The organism is Synechococcales cyanobacterium T60_A2020_003 (assembly GCA_015272205.1).
GTDB lineage: Bacteria > Cyanobacteriota > Cyanobacteriia > RECH01 > RECH01 > JACYMB01.
The window spans coordinates 1-13,093 of the sequence record JACYMB010000105.1; the positions used below are offsets into that span (position 1 = coordinate 1).

Genomic DNA, 13,093 nt, shown 5'->3' on the forward strand with positions numbered 1-13,093 from the left:
TTGAGGTTTCATGGCAGGTTTTATGTGTGATAACTGAAATTTACCATGCCTCTCCTGCCCGCAACCCCTCTTTCATGCAACAACGCCAGGTGAAGCAAGACGGCTCAAGTTGGCGATTAAGGTTTCTCGATGGCGAATGGCGGCGATCGCCACGTCCCACGCAAACGTAAACGACTGAAACGACTCCGCAGAGATCCGATCCTCATCGAGATCCACGACGACTCGTTCCAAAATCTCAAAGAGATGGTGGCGCAGTTGGGCTAGTTCTTCCAAGTCCTCGGTAGACTCCACCTGGTCAATTAGCCGCAGGATCTCCAGGTTATACATATGCGATAGGTCAAAGAATTATCGGCCTGTTCATGGGTCACAAGGAGCGCTTTTACAGCCACTGTTGGGAGATCGGTGTCAGGAATCGGTACTTGTCCTCCATAGGTTCCTTTCGGTATTTTCGTGACTTCCAAAAAGGGGAGGGACAGTTGGAGGGCATCCGCACGATCGACCGGAACAAGCTTGACCTCTCCCGATTGGAGGAGTTCACTAATGCTTTCACTTCCCAAGGCAATCACCTGAAACAGCGCATCCACCTCGCCATTTAAGAGGGCTGCGTGGGCTTTGTCCGGAGGAAGAGCGACATAATCGAAATCCTTTGCCCCCAGACTATACCGCTCGATCAGTTTCCCAAATAGATCATAGGAACCGCTGCCCTCTGGCATCAGTGCAATTCGCTTGCCTTTAATATCCGAAACGGTATTAATGCCTGCATCCGTTCTTGCAATGAAGTGAAACATTTCTGGAAACACATAGGCGATCGCCCGCACAGAGGGATCGACCGGAGTATCACTTTGCACCATGGCCAGATCGACCGTGCGATCAGCGACCCGCTCCATATTTTCTAGGGAACCTGCGGTTTCCAACACCTTGAGCTGGATATCCGGCTCCCGTCGCTCTAACGTCTGAGCCAAGGCTGTACCAAAGGCGTAATATTGCCCCTGCCGTCCTCCCGTAGCGATTGTAAGATAGTGGACACGTCGTGTGTCGCGTAGGAGCAAAACGCTCGAACCAATCACGGCGATCGCGCTCAGGATTAAGACTGGAAAAAGAGTTTTGGTTTGCATGGTAGGGGCTTAAGGAAGAACAGATGAAGCAGTTTCAACCTGTTGGATTTGGCCAGAAGGTGATGGAAACATACCTAGGGGTTATGGCGTACTATACGCCAGTGGGCGCACCGTGGCGCAGTCAGGATGACAATACTCACCGTCCCACCTTGATTTTCCTGCATAGTTTGGGTGGCGGATCGTCGGCCTACGAATGGTCGAAGGTTTATCCGGCCTTTGCGACGGAATATGACGTGATTGCACCCGATTTGGTGGGCTGGGGCCAATCTGCCCATCCCCCACGGGACTATCGCTCTGAGGATTACTTGGCTGTGATTACGGAACTGTTGGAATACCACGCCGATCATCCCACGACCGTTTGCGCTACGTCCTTAACAGCAGGTCTATGCCTGAGACTAGCAACCCAGCGTCCGGATCTCTTTAAGTCTCTTTTTGTAGTCTCTCCCTCTGGCTATAACGACTTTGGCGTAGACTATCAGGCGACCCTTTCTGCCCAACTCACCCGAATTCCCGGACTCGATCGGGTGATCTATGCGCTGGGAGCCGCGAATGAGGTGGCGATCGCCAATTTTATGCAGCAGTTTCTCTTTGCCCAATGCGATCGCATCACCCCGGAAATGGTGAAAGCCTATCTCACCTCGGCAACTCAGCCCAACGCTGAATACGCTGCCCTAGCCTCTCTAAAGGGATCGATTTGTTTTGATCTCTCCCGCTATCTCACCCATCTGCGGGTGCCAACGATGATGATTTGGGGGGAGCGATCGCGCTTTCAATCTCCAGAGGTAGGACAACGATTAGCAAAGCTGAATCCTCAAGAAATTCAGCGCTTTGAAGTGATTCCGGATGCAGGGGTATTGCCCCATTTAGAAGTGCCTGCGGTCGTGATTGGCCTATTGCGCCAGTGGTTAAACCGGAGTGAGGAATAGACATGACCAAAATCGTTGTCGTTGGTAGTGGTGTGGTGGGTGCGGCGATCGCCTACGAACTGAGTCAATGTCCTGATGTCGATTTAGTGCTGCTCGATAAACAGTCCCCTGCCCAAGCCGCGACGGGTGCCGCCTTGGGTGTATTGATGGGCATCATTAGCCAGAAAACGAAGGGACGAGCATGGAGGCTGCGCCACACCAGCATTCAGCGCTTCCATACGTTGATTCCTGAACTGGAAACTTTGACGGGGGAACCACTCCCGGTCAACACCGATGGCATTGTGATGCTGCTGCCGCCAGATACCGACCTCGCGAAATGGGATGCCTTGATCGACCTCCGCAAACAGCAGGGATGGAGCTTGGAACGGTGGTCTATGTCTGAAGTCCAGGAACGCTGTCCGGCCTTGAATCCGGAAGGGGCGATCGCTGCAATCTATTCTCCCCAAGATCGTCAGATCAATCCCTCTGCGTTTACCCAAGCCCTGATTGCTGGAGCCGTCCATCACGGGGCAAAGACACAGTTTGGCGTCGAGGTGATTCGGTTTGAAACCCGTGGGACGGAAACGGTGATTTGGGTGCGATCGCCCGATGGTGCAGAAGAGGCGATCGCAACGGATCTTGTAATTATTGCAGCAGGTTTGGGATCGACGCCCTTGACGGAGAGACTCCATACGCCTGTGGATGTGCGTCCGGTGTTGGGGCAGGCGATGCGCGTGCGACTTCCAGAACCTTTGAGTCCTAACGCCTTCCATCCGGTCATGACCGCTCACGATATCCACGTTGTCCCACTTGGAGGAACCGAATACTGGGTGGGAGCCACGGTGGAGTTTCCCCTAGAGTCGGGTGAGGTGATTCAAGAGGTGGAACGTTTAGAGGAGGTATGGCAAGGGGCGATCGCCCTTTGTCCGGCATTAGTCAACGCAGAGATTGTGCAAACATGGTCGGGATTGCGTCCCCGTCCGTTCAATCGTTCGGCTCCGATTATCGAAGCGATTCCTGGTCAGGAGTCGATCGTGCTGGCAACGGGGCACTACCGCAATGGCGTTCTCCTGGCTCCGGCTACAGCCTTGATGGTTAAGGAGATGGTGCAGGATCGAGGGTAGGCATTTAGACAGGGAGGTGACCGCATTAGAATATTGACGGCGATCGCAACCAGTACTGACCATCAATCTTGTGATCGGCCATGAATATCCAGAATCCGCACCTGAACTGTAAGACTGAAAAAGCAATGCTCCCTGAACGACCTGTTCAGGGAGCATTGCGGGACTTTTGGTTTAATAACGATGAATCAGCCTAAACCGTTGCCAGCTCAGGCGAAGGACGCTTGCTGTTGCGAATATTGGTAATCGCCTCAGCGTAATCCGGCGCGTTGAAGACTGCCGAACCCGCTACGATGGCATTTGCGCCTGCTTCCAGCACTTGCCAGGTGTTGTTGGCCTTCAGCCCCCCATCCACCTCGATCCACGGATCAAGACCGCGCTCATTACAGATTTGGCGCAGTTTGCGAATCTTCGGCAATACTCCAGGGATAAAGCTCTGACCACCGAAACCGGGGTTCACGCTCATGATCAGTACCAGGTCACACACCTCTAGCACGTAGTCGATTAACTCTAGGGGAGTGCTGGGGTTAAGAACGACACCCGCTTGCTTGCCCAATTCCTTAATTTGGCACAGGGTGCGGTGCAGGTGGGGAGATGCGTTATGCTCGGCATGAACCGAGATAATATCTGCGCCTGCCTTCGCAAAGTCAGCGACGTACTTCTCCGGTTCCACGATCATCAGGTGTACGTCGAGGGGTTTTTGAGTTACAGGACGGACGGCTTCAACGATCAGGGGACCAATCGTAATGTTTGGAACGAAACGACCATCCATAACATCCACGTGAATCCAGTCTGCCCCTGCTTTATCCACCGCTTGGATTTCTTCTCCAAGGCGGCTGAAATCAGCGGACAGAATGGACGGAGCGATGACCACTTGCTTGGCGTCGGCGTTGCTCATAGCGCGTATTTAATATGTCTTAAAGTTTCCGGTGTTAGAAACAGTGTAACAAAATACGTCGCACACCTTGAATCCTAATGATCCCCACATCAAGCTAATAGAATCCGCAAACGTAGCGTGAATTTAGATGGAGAAATGACCCTATGGCTAAACGGCAAGCCGTAAAATGGCTGGTTTACCTCGCTGGAGGCATCGCAGCCCCCCTACTCTCAATTCCGGCGATCGCCCTTGTGACGTCCATGGGTGAGGCAGGAATCGACGCGTTACGCCTACACGCAGATCCCTACAACCTCACCGGACGCAAAATTGCGATCGGGCAAGTCGAGATTGGTCGTCCTGGTCAATACGGCATCGACAAAGCCGCATCGAACAACATGGTTGTTCCAGTCAGCCAAGTCTATTTCCTCAATAACTTAGCCACACCCGATGATCTGGTCGATGGTCATGCCGCAAACGTCGCCAGCATCATGATCAGCAATGATAAAACCCTGACGGGCGTTGCTCCTGATGCTCGTTTGTATGCGTCCGCTACCGGACTTGTGCAGGATTACGGCCAACCCCAGGAATGCCTTTCGTCGCAAACCGTAGCGCTCCAAAATGGCGGCGATGTCCGGGCAATTAACTTTAGCTTTGGCGAGTCCTTGCTGCGGGATCCCCGCTCCCCGGCGGTGTTAGATGGCAATGCGCTGCTGACCCAGTGTATCGACTGGTCGGCGATCGCCCACGGCACGCTATACGTGATTGCTGGAAACCAGGGCACGGGCGGCATTCCGATTCCGACGGATAACTTTAACGGCATGACCGTGGCGAGTTCGAAACGGGTCGATGGCGAATTTACGCGGGTTGACTTTTCCAACTTGGGCAGTGAGCCGGAGTTCATCGTTGGTCGCAAGCCAGAGTTGGAAAGCAATGTTGGCCCTCGTCGGTCGGTGAGTCTGGTGGCACCGGGTGCCCAGATCATGATGCTCAATCCCGATGGCACCGAGACTCAAGCCTCCGGAACCAGCTTTGCAGCACCGCATGTGACGGCAACGGTAGCGCTATTGCAAGAGTATGGCGATCGCCAAATCCGCGAACAACAACCCAACTGGAGCCTTGCTGCCCGGTTGCCGGAGGTCATGAAGGTCGTTTTGATGAACTCTGCCGACAAAATTCAGGATGATGGCAGTGGGGATTACCTGGGCATGAGTCGGACATTACTGACTCAGAGTGGTAAAAACTGGCTAGAGTCAGACGCTTATACAGATCCCAAAATTCCTTTAGATGCCCAACTGGGAACCGGACATCTCAACGCCTTCCGCGCCTACGAACAGTTTAGTCCTGGGCAGTGGGCTCCCGATGCGCCTATTCCTACGATCGGCTGGGCTTACAATACCGTGGGTACTGAAAATGCACCCAAGTATCAGGATTACGTGATTGCTGACCCCCTCAAGGCGGGAAGCTTTGTGTCGGCAACGCTGGCCTGGAATCGTCCGGTGGAATTGAGCGATCGCAACCAGAACGAGCTATTCGACCTTGAGGAAACCTTCGTTGCTCAAGGGTTGAATAATCTGGATCTATACCTGATGCCTGCCGACTCCGATGATATTTCCGATAGCGTTTGGTCGTCGGTTAGTGAGGTGGATAGTGCTGAGCATATTTTCCACGCCATTCCCCAAACGGGGCAGTACAAACTTCGCGTGGTTTATCGGGATAAGCTGAGTATTCCCGATCAAACCTATGCCCTAGCCTGGTGGACGCGATCGGCCAATGAGTAACCCCAAATAAAACGCTGATTTCTCTGAGAACTGCGACTTCTGCCCTATACGCCCAGCGCTAATAGGAACCAACACAGGAAGTCGCAGTTCTGACCGCTCATTTTCGTTATTGACAGCCTAGTGATTATGTCGTCTCAACTCAAACTGAATCTTGTTGAAGGTTCCATTACCTTTCGTTGTTCCGTCGATGCAGCTAAGGAGCTCAAAGCCGCCCTGTTAGACCTCATGAACAGTCTTAAACAGGTTGCCCAAGGTTCGACAACGGGACAACGGCCTGAGCCGCAAGCCTCAATGGAATATCAACATATTGGCGATGTTTTTTTAGAGGTGTTCTGTAACCCTAATATCTGGCCGAGTCCGTTTGCGGCTAAGGTTCTCGTGACCGTCCGGGATGATCGCATTCGGTTAAATAGCGAGGCCGAACTGTCCCGGATTTTGGAAGATGTGAATACCTTCTTAGACCAAGAAAGTTAGCCTCGCAAGGTTCACAGGACGGAACTGCCTCCAATGCCGTTTGCACAGGGGCGATCGCTGAATGAGCAGGAATCTCCGATCCCACCCTTGAGCGTACCTCTAATGATCGTGTCTCTGACGAAAACCGGGCACCCAGATAAGGATACCCAGCCAACTTTAACTCGTTCCGTTTTTCTGAGGATGTAAGGCTTGATCAAGTCGAGCGATCGCACCCAGATTAGCTCTGTTTCCGGATTCAGGACTACGCCTGCTTGTTGAGGAAGTTTTGAACTTGAGCCAATGCCAGCTTGCCAATATTGAATACCGCCCAACCACCAGCAATGAGCACTGGAGCTAGTACGACGAGTACACGCCAATCCATAACGGTAACCCTCCTCTAAAGTTATTTAAACACGTCTCATCTATGATTCTATTTTCCGTTGAATTGTTCTAATTTTCCAGATCTTTTGTAAAGAAAAGATCGCAATTCCCAAGTAGCCACCGTTATGGGGCGATCGCACTAACCCCGCATGTTGCCTAGGACGGTGCATGGAAGCCGAGATCGGTTCCCTTCCCCGCATGAACCAGGGCTAATTTCTCATATTTCTGCGCGTGGGTGATTAAATGGGCAACTTCTTCCTCCGACAATTCCCGCAGGCGCTTGGCCGGAACGCCCACCATGAGCGATCGCGGCGGCACATCCTTCGTCACTACACAGCCCGCCCCAATAATACTTCCGGCTCCGACCCGCACCCCATCCAGCACGATCGCGCCAATTCCAATCAAGCATCCCCGCTCGATATGTGCGCTGTGAACTACAGCCCGATGCCCAATCGTCACATAATCTTCGAGGATTGTGGGTTTTCCCGGATCGCCATGGAGAATGGCTCCGTCTTGAACATTGGTACAGCGCCCAATCTGAATTCGCTCGACATCGCCTCGGATGACACATCCATACCAGATGCTAGAGCCTTCCGCCACATCCACATGACCCATCACCGTGGCATTCTCGGCAACGAACGCAGCGGCAGCCACATTGGGGGTCGGCCAACCATTAAACGGGGCGATCGCCTCAGGAGGTACGGTCATACGCAAAATCAGTACTACACTGCAATTAAGTTAAACATCTACAGGACTCCGTATCGCACAGGGAGCCCTTGTCTCCCCGTTATAATAAAGCCACGAGTCCCTGATAGACTCAACGCCAAGGGACAATGTTTGATTTGATTTCCGTTCGCTTTTACATAAATATTGTGTTCAAAACCTATTTGCTGGTCTTGATGGCATGATGAACCCAGCCCTCCAATATCCAATCTTTGGGCATGAAATTCAATGTCCCCATTGCAGACAGACGATTCCGGCGCTCACGTTGACGGATACGTACCTGTGCCCGCGGCACGGCGCATTTGAAGCCGATCCGAAAACAGAAGAGCTTGTCCATCTGCAATCTGGACGGCACTGGCGACGCTGGGAAAATGAGTGGTATCGTCAGCACACCCACCCCGATGGCATTCGGTTTGAAATTCACGAAGCCCTTGATCGCCTTTACACCCAAGGCTACCGAGCCACGCGGGTGATCATTGCGCGGCGATACAAGGATTTAGTGAGCAGCTATCTAGAGCGCAGCACCCCCTGGCGCGGCACCCAAACTGATACTATGCCCAGACTCTACGGTTTACCCGTGGAGTTCAGCCCAGAGTCCGATGAGGAACCGTGCTGGGAGGTGATCAATTTTGATCTCAAAAAAGAACCGGGCGCACCATCCCGCTATCCCTACTTCCGGCTGTTCGAGTAGAGGCATCTTGGTCTAAATCGCGGGCTTCCTCCATCGTGGAAAGCCCATCTGCTTATCTATGAATCCCATAACCGACGGCGACGCGGCCCCCTGAGGCGATCGTGGGCATCCTGAAGCAAGCGGGGAATTTCCAGCGATTCCGGGCAGCGGGGGAGGCAGTCACCACATTCGGTGCAGCGATCGCCCGGTTGCCCTGGAAACCAATGGCCGGCATTGCCCAGCATCCGGTAACGATATTCTCCGTAAGCGCACATATCGTAGGCGACGCTGAGATTTCGCAGGCGCAGGATGTCGGGAATGGGGATCGATTCTGGGCAGGGTAAGCAGGCATAGCACTGGCTACAGCGATCGCTCTCTAGACTGCGATGAGCGTGATCATCCAATCGATTCAGGATGGTTTGCTCGGTCTCCGTCAAGGGATCGGTGCGATCGCCCATTGTTTCCAAGATCGCCAGCTCCTCCGGTTTGGCCGCACCAAAGCTGAGGGTGGTAATGCGGGGATCGCTGAGCAAAAAGCGGTAGTTCAGTTCTAAGGGCGATAATGGTGAACACAGGTCAACCAGCACTGGCGGCGGCGTATGGAGCAGTCCTCCCTTATCCGCAGGGGAAATGATGAACACCCCCATCTGTTTCTGGTGGGCTAACTCCACCGCTGGCACATTGCGCTGAAAAAACAGGTAGTAGTGCAGATTCACGAACTCGAATTGATCGGTGGCGATCGCCCGCAAAATCAGATCTAGCGATCCGTGGGTCGAAAAGCCAACGTGGCGAATGCGGCCATCGGCTACAGCCCGACGCACCGCCTGCATACACCCCTGGGGATCACTAATCCATGCGAGGTGCTGTTCTGTGTTTACGCCATGAATCGCAAAATTATCAACGTAATTAACGCCCAGTCGCGCCAGGGACTCGTCAATACTGCGCTCCATCGTGGCAGCATCCGCTACCGGAGGAGCCTTGGTGGTGATATAGAGGTGCGATCGCGGTGTGGATAAACCCGATTGCAGGGCTTTACCGAGCAAAATTTCACTCTGACCGTAGCCCCTTGCCGTTTCAATATGATTGATCCCCAGGGCGATCGCCCGATTCACCGTTGCCCAGGCAATCTCCTCAGAATCGAGGTAGCGCATGGTGCCTAACGAAAACACAGACACCGGAAGTGCCGTTTTCCCAAATGTCCGATAGCGCATTCGCTACTCTTCTTGATACTCGCTGCTCTTTTTGTAGGGTAAACGTTGGATCAAGTCCTCTGGACTCAAATTCTCCACAAAATCCTTAAACGCCTGTCGCTCGGCCTCATCCGCATCTCGATCCACGGGCATGGAGGCATCCGCGACCACTTCCTCCATCACCCAAATTGGACTATTGGTTCGCAGGGCAAGGGCGATCGCATCACTGGGACGAGCATCGAGCTCTTTCTTAACCTCGCCTTTGCGGAGGATTAGGATAGCGAAGAAAGTATTATCCTGCAAGGAGTGAATGACGACCCGTTCTAGCTCCATCTCCCAATCATCCAGGAGGTTCACCATCAGATCATGGGTAAGGGGACGCGGAGGTGTTTGATTTTCCAAGGCACTGATAATTGCTCGCGCCTGATCTTGACCGATGTAGATGGGAAGTTGGCGGCGATCGGAAGAATCTCGGAGCAGGACGATTGGACTGCGGGTCATAGCATCGAGAGCGATTCCAGCCACCTTCATTTCGAGCATTGAAATAGCCTCCAGACAGAACGAAGCACGGGAACGGGTGAGAATGCAGGCTTTCTAAGCGAGATTTACCCAGAATAAGGACAAGACTGAGGAGTGCTGACGATCCAGCGATGCTCATCGGGGAGAGCCTAGATGGACGGTTTACTCAATGGGCAGATATGGTATCTAAAAATGGATAGTAAATCGGTCTTCTCATGACTCCAGTATGCCCTGATCCTGCCTTTGATCGTAGTCCGCTGCCTTAAATTTTTGACTAAACGATAAATCTCTATAGAAATAAAATCGTATTTTTGACGACATTTACACCTTTCTTTCATTATGAACTGCATCAGGAGGGTTCAGGGATTGGGATCTGACTGGGGCGATCGCCCTCATCCGGTTGATCCCCTCTGAATCTTAGGATCTCAATGCTTGATCTGAACCCTGAGGCGAACCCTCAATCCATTTGACTCGTCATTGGTACTTTGCCAACCGTCCCACCATCCCAATTACTTGAGTATGTTTACCGGATTAATTCAAGCAACAGGTACTCTACGCTACATTAGCGCCGATCAGCTTCAGATTCATTGGCACCCTGAAACGCCGTCTTGGGTGTTTCACGATATTCAGCTTGGGGACAGCATTGCCGTAGACGGCATTTGTTTAACCGTGACCCAGATTTTGCCATCGGGGTTTCAGGTTGATGCCTCTCCAGAAACCCTCAGCCGCACAACGTTTCGAGAAGGTCGGCAGGGCGATCGCCCCGTGAATTTAGAACCCTCGCTCCGGGTCGGCAGCAAGTTGGGCGGCCATTTTGTCACCGGACATATCGATGGCGTCGGCTATCTCGATGCCGTTGAATCCACCGCCAATGCGTGGGAGATGACCTTTTGTGTCAGTGATCTCCGCGTGTCTCGATACATTGTGCCCAAGGGGAGCATCACGGTTAATGGCGTCAGTTTAACGGTGGCCTCATGCAGCGAATCGGGCGATCGCTTTTCGGTGGCCGTCATTCCCCTCACCTACGCCGAAACCAATCTTCAAACCCTGATGCCTGGAGATGGGGTCAATCTTGAGGGCGACGTGTTGGGTAAGTATGTGGAAAAATTTCTGCGCCTTGCATCGACTGACCATCACGCTGCATTATCCAGCCTGGAAACGGTTCTTCACCCCTCAAACGAAGAAATTAGCCCTGCATTTTTAGCAGAGCATGGCTATCTCTAGCGGCAGTCGGTTCGTTCGTTAGCAAAAATCAATCTTAAAGCTCTTTCTATGCCCGATCTCCTAGGATCAAATTAGACAATCGCGGTGCATGGGTGCCCCCCTTCGCAAAGTATGGAGAGAGTGACATGGAGGCCGACCACAATGGGGCTACACCCCAGGATCCGCTAGCGGCAACGACGCAACCGTGCGCTGATCAACCGATCTCGCTGGACGACACCTTTGGCGACTATGCCTATGGTGTGGTTCAGAAAACCGTAAACCGGATTGTGAAATATGAGGCAGCGGTATTAGACGATCGGGATCCTGAACCGCTTCATCAAATGCGCGTGGGGATGCGGCGACTGCGAGCGGCTCTGCATCTCTGCAACCCAGCGCTGCAAATGCCAAAGGCGGCGGGCGATCGCACCATCCAGAAGATGTCTCGCTGCTTAGGAGCACTGCGCGACCTGGATGTTTTGATTGAAAAATTGCAGCAGTATCATCCCGCCGTCCAAGGTAAAGCCCGCAAAGCCCTGAATAAAATCATTGCTAAGCTCCAAAAGCATCGCCACCAAAGCTTTGCAGAGGTTGAAGCCATGTTAAAGGGCGATCGCTATCATCGATTCAAATCCGCCTACACTGCGTGGCTGAACGAGCCTCAGTACCGAGCGATCGCCGCCTATCCGGTGCAGACCATCATTCCTGACGTGCTGGCTCCAGGTTTAAGTGCGCTGCTTCTGCATCCCGGTTGGCTGTTTTGTGTCATTCCTGCCCAAACGCCCCTAACGCCTTCCCGTCTTTCCGCTGGCGCACTCCACCAGGTATTGACCCAGCATGGTGACGTACTGCACGACTTGCGTAAACAGATTAAACGGGTTCGTTACCAAATGGAATTCTTTAAGCCTCGTTGCCCTCAGTTCTCCGTCTGGATTTTGGATTTCAAAGCCATGCAAGACGCGCTAGGACTGCTTCAAGACTGTGCGGTGCTGCGATCGACGCTGTCTGCCTATGCCGGAAAGGATTGGGATCAGCCGATGGCGGCGATCGCCCACCTGATCCAGCACGATGAAATTAACGCATGGCAACAGTGGCAACCCTATCAAGCTCAATTTCTACGGGCAGACTATCGCACCCAGGTATGGTCAGAATTTTGCGCCCTATCCTATCCTCCCAGGATCGTGTCTAATTAAAAGGCTAAAAGGCGATCGCTGCATAAAGCGCTAATTGCAGGCTGAACCAACTCCCAAATTGAAGCGAAGAATGCTGTTCAACGCCGAACATTACAGCGGGTGCTTGTAGTGAATGCGGTCATGTTTCTAATAGAAATTTCAACAGGTTTAGTAGCCCATTCCGCAGCTTTAGTAGCCGACTCGCTCGATATGTTGGCTGATGCTACGGTATACGGTCTTTCCCTATTCGCAATTGGACGATCAAACCATCATCAAAGACGTGCAGCAGTCCTCAGCGGATGGTTTCAAGTGACGCTGGCGGGTCTGCTTCTGGTTGATGTCATTCGGCGCTTTTTTTACGGCTCCTTTCCCGAATTTCGTTGGATGATTGGCATCGGATTTTTAGCCCTTGCAGCGAATATCTACTGCTTCGTTTTGATCGCCAAACATCGCCAAGAAGCAGTTCACATGCGGGCAAGCTGGATCTTTTCTAGGAATGACGTGATTGCCAATATCGCGGTGATTGGATCTGGATTCTTCGTGAAAGCGATACAGTCCCCGTGGCCTGATTTAATCATTGGTTTTTGTATCGCTGCTTTAGTGCTGCACGGTGGCATTGACATTATCACCGACGTCCATCGCGAAGCGAGAGGAGCAAGCAACGGTAGCGATCTGGACGAGTCTTAAATTCAGCTCTGTCCATCCTCGACCTATGGAGTATTGGGCACAGTTACCCTTAGGGTAGGAGCATAACCCCCTTCTGCCCAACTAGGGTGAAACGTTGAATTTCCGTCGGTTGTCATTGCGAAAATTTGTGGGGATATCCCAACGTGACTAATGAGGGATAAAGAGCACGCGATCGCCGACTGAGAAGAAATGCAACCACACTCTACAAAAGATGAATACTTTGTCATTCAAAGATTAACTTCGCTAGAGTTTATACACATTGCTCAATCGCTATCGGGAACTAGGCTCGAACGCATTGAGCA

General features: G+C 52.5%; 13 protein-coding genes and 1 pseudogene. 8 read left to right on the forward strand and 6 right to left on the reverse strand.

Going from position 1 to position 13,093, the window contains the following annotated elements; translation table 11 throughout:
• Nucleotides 1-72 precede the first annotated feature (72 nt).
• A pseudogene (locus tag IGR76_05260) lies at nucleotides 73-1,115 on the reverse strand (TAXI family TRAP transporter solute-binding subunit).
• 23 nt (nucleotides 1,116-1,138) lie between these two features.
• Here IGR76_05260 and IGR76_05265 point away from each other — a divergent pair.
• Together IGR76_05265 and IGR76_05270 are read left to right on the forward strand one after the other, a co-directional pair.
• Nucleotides 1,139-2,041 (forward strand): alpha/beta hydrolase, encoded by a 903-nt coding sequence (locus tag IGR76_05265; protein MBF2077927.1) that lies wholly within the window; start codon nucleotides 1,139-1,141, stop codon nucleotides 2,039-2,041.
• A gap of 2 nt (nucleotides 2,042-2,043) precedes the next feature.
• Nucleotides 2,044-3,144 carry an FAD-dependent oxidoreductase gene (locus IGR76_05270; GenBank protein ID MBF2077928.1) on the forward strand — a complete coding sequence of 367 codons (1,101 nt, stop codon included), beginning with the start codon at nucleotides 2,044-2,046 and terminating at the stop codon, nucleotides 3,142-3,144.
• Between the two features lie 190 nt (nucleotides 3,145-3,334).
• Here the strand turns inward: IGR76_05270 and IGR76_05275 are convergent, their stop codons facing one another.
• Nucleotides 3,335-4,039 (reverse strand): ribulose-phosphate 3-epimerase, encoded by a 705-nt coding sequence (locus tag IGR76_05275; GenBank protein MBF2077929.1) that lies wholly within the window; start codon nucleotides 4,037-4,039, stop codon nucleotides 3,335-3,337.
• A 143-nt stretch (nucleotides 4,040-4,182) separates the two neighbouring features.
• Between IGR76_05275 and IGR76_05280 the strand changes: the two genes are divergently transcribed.
• Both IGR76_05280 and IGR76_05285 read left to right on the forward strand, forming a co-directional pair.
• Nucleotides 4,183-5,796 (forward strand): S8 family serine peptidase, encoded by a 1,614-nt coding sequence (locus IGR76_05280; protein MBF2077930.1) that lies wholly within the window; start codon nucleotides 4,183-4,185, stop codon nucleotides 5,794-5,796.
• A 123-nt stretch (nucleotides 5,797-5,919) separates the two neighbouring features.
• Complete coding sequence (locus IGR76_05285) at nucleotides 5,920-6,270, forward strand: hypothetical protein (protein MBF2077931.1); 351 nt, start codon at nucleotides 5,920-5,922, stop codon at nucleotides 6,268-6,270.
• Nucleotides 6,271-6,511: 241 nt separating this feature from the next.
• On the opposite strand, the gene IGR76_05290 is transcribed toward IGR76_05285, so the two are convergent.
• Together IGR76_05290 and IGR76_05295 are read right to left on the reverse strand one after the other, a co-directional pair.
• Nucleotides 6,512-6,631, reverse strand: a complete 120-nt coding sequence (locus IGR76_05290; protein ID MBF2077932.1) for a photosystem II protein Y — start codon at nucleotides 6,629-6,631, stop codon at nucleotides 6,512-6,514.
• A 155-nt stretch (nucleotides 6,632-6,786) separates the two neighbouring features.
• Nucleotides 6,787-7,338: a gamma carbonic anhydrase family protein gene (locus IGR76_05295; protein MBF2077933.1), complete on the reverse strand. Its 552-nt coding sequence runs from the start codon at nucleotides 7,336-7,338 to the stop codon at nucleotides 6,787-6,789.
• A 199-nt stretch (nucleotides 7,339-7,537) separates the two neighbouring features.
• On the opposite strand from IGR76_05295, the gene IGR76_05300 reads away from it, so the two are divergent.
• A complete protein-coding gene (locus IGR76_05300) occupies nucleotides 7,538-8,044 on the forward strand; it encodes a TIGR02652 family protein (protein MBF2077934.1) in 507 nt (168 codons plus the stop codon).
• Between the two features lie 56 nt (nucleotides 8,045-8,100).
• Here the strand turns inward: IGR76_05300 and IGR76_05305 are convergent, their stop codons facing one another.
• Complete coding sequence (locus IGR76_05305; protein MBF2077935.1) at nucleotides 8,101-9,234, reverse strand: aldo/keto reductase; 1,134 nt, start codon at nucleotides 9,232-9,234, stop codon at nucleotides 8,101-8,103.
• A gap of 3 nt (nucleotides 9,235-9,237) precedes the next feature.
• Nucleotides 9,238-9,753 carry a bifunctional nuclease family protein gene (locus IGR76_05310; protein ID MBF2077936.1) on the reverse strand — a complete coding sequence of 172 codons (516 nt, stop codon included), beginning with the start codon at nucleotides 9,751-9,753 and terminating at the stop codon, nucleotides 9,238-9,240.
• A 498-nt stretch (nucleotides 9,754-10,251) separates the two neighbouring features.
• Here IGR76_05310 and IGR76_05315 point away from each other — a divergent pair, with 498 nt between their 5' ends.
• The 3 genes from IGR76_05315 (at nucleotide 10,252) to IGR76_05325 (ending at nucleotide 12,791) form a co-directional block, all read left to right on the forward strand.
• Nucleotides 10,252-10,956 carry a riboflavin synthase gene (locus tag IGR76_05315; protein MBF2077937.1) on the forward strand — a complete coding sequence of 235 codons (705 nt, stop codon included), beginning with the start codon at nucleotides 10,252-10,254 and terminating at the stop codon, nucleotides 10,954-10,956.
• Nucleotides 10,957-11,081: 125 nt separating this feature from the next.
• On the forward strand, nucleotides 11,082-12,125 hold the full coding sequence (locus tag IGR76_05320) for a CHAD domain-containing protein (protein ID MBF2077938.1): 1,044 nt from the start codon (nucleotides 11,082-11,084) through the stop codon (nucleotides 12,123-12,125).
• 120 nt (nucleotides 12,126-12,245) lie between these two features.
• Nucleotides 12,246-12,791 (forward strand): cation transporter, encoded by a 546-nt coding sequence (locus tag IGR76_05325; protein ID MBF2077939.1) that lies wholly within the window; start codon nucleotides 12,246-12,248, stop codon nucleotides 12,789-12,791.
• The last annotated feature ends 302 nt before the right edge of the window (nucleotides 12,792-13,093 follow it).

Bases quoted from the DNA above. Each gene is read 5' to 3' on its own strand.
- IGR76_05265 (MBF2077927.1), top strand. From the start codon at position 1,139: ATGAAGCAGTTTCAACCTGTTGGATTTGGCCAGAAGGTGATGGAAACA.
- IGR76_05270 (MBF2077928.1), top strand. From the start codon at position 2,044: ATGACCAAAATCGTTGTCGTTGGTAGTGGTGTGGTGGGTGCGGCGATC.
- IGR76_05275 (MBF2077929.1), bottom strand. From the start codon at position 4,039: ATGAGCAACGCCGACGCCAAGCAAGTGGTCATCGCTCCGTCCATTCTG.
- IGR76_05280 (MBF2077930.1), top strand. From the start codon at position 4,183: ATGGCTAAACGGCAAGCCGTAAAATGGCTGGTTTACCTCGCTGGAGGC.
- IGR76_05290 (MBF2077932.1), bottom strand. From the start codon at position 6,631: ATGGATTGGCGTGTACTCGTCGTACTAGCTCCAGTGCTCATTGCTGGT.
- IGR76_05295 (MBF2077933.1), bottom strand. From the start codon at position 7,338: ATGACCGTACCTCCTGAGGCGATCGCCCCGTTTAATGGTTGGCCGACC.
- IGR76_05300 (MBF2077934.1), top strand. From the start codon at position 7,538: ATGAACCCAGCCCTCCAATATCCAATCTTTGGGCATGAAATTCAATGT.
- IGR76_05305 (MBF2077935.1), bottom strand. From the start codon at position 9,234: ATGCGCTATCGGACATTTGGGAAAACGGCACTTCCGGTGTCTGTGTTT.
- IGR76_05310 (MBF2077936.1), bottom strand. From the start codon at position 9,753: ATGCTCGAAATGAAGGTGGCTGGAATCGCTCTCGATGCTATGACCCGC.
- IGR76_05315 (MBF2077937.1), top strand. From the start codon at position 10,252: ATGTTTACCGGATTAATTCAAGCAACAGGTACTCTACGCTACATTAGC.
- IGR76_05320 (MBF2077938.1), top strand. From the start codon at position 11,082: ATGGAGGCCGACCACAATGGGGCTACACCCCAGGATCCGCTAGCGGCA.
- IGR76_05325 (MBF2077939.1), top strand. From the start codon at position 12,246: ATGTTTCTAATAGAAATTTCAACAGGTTTAGTAGCCCATTCCGCAGCT.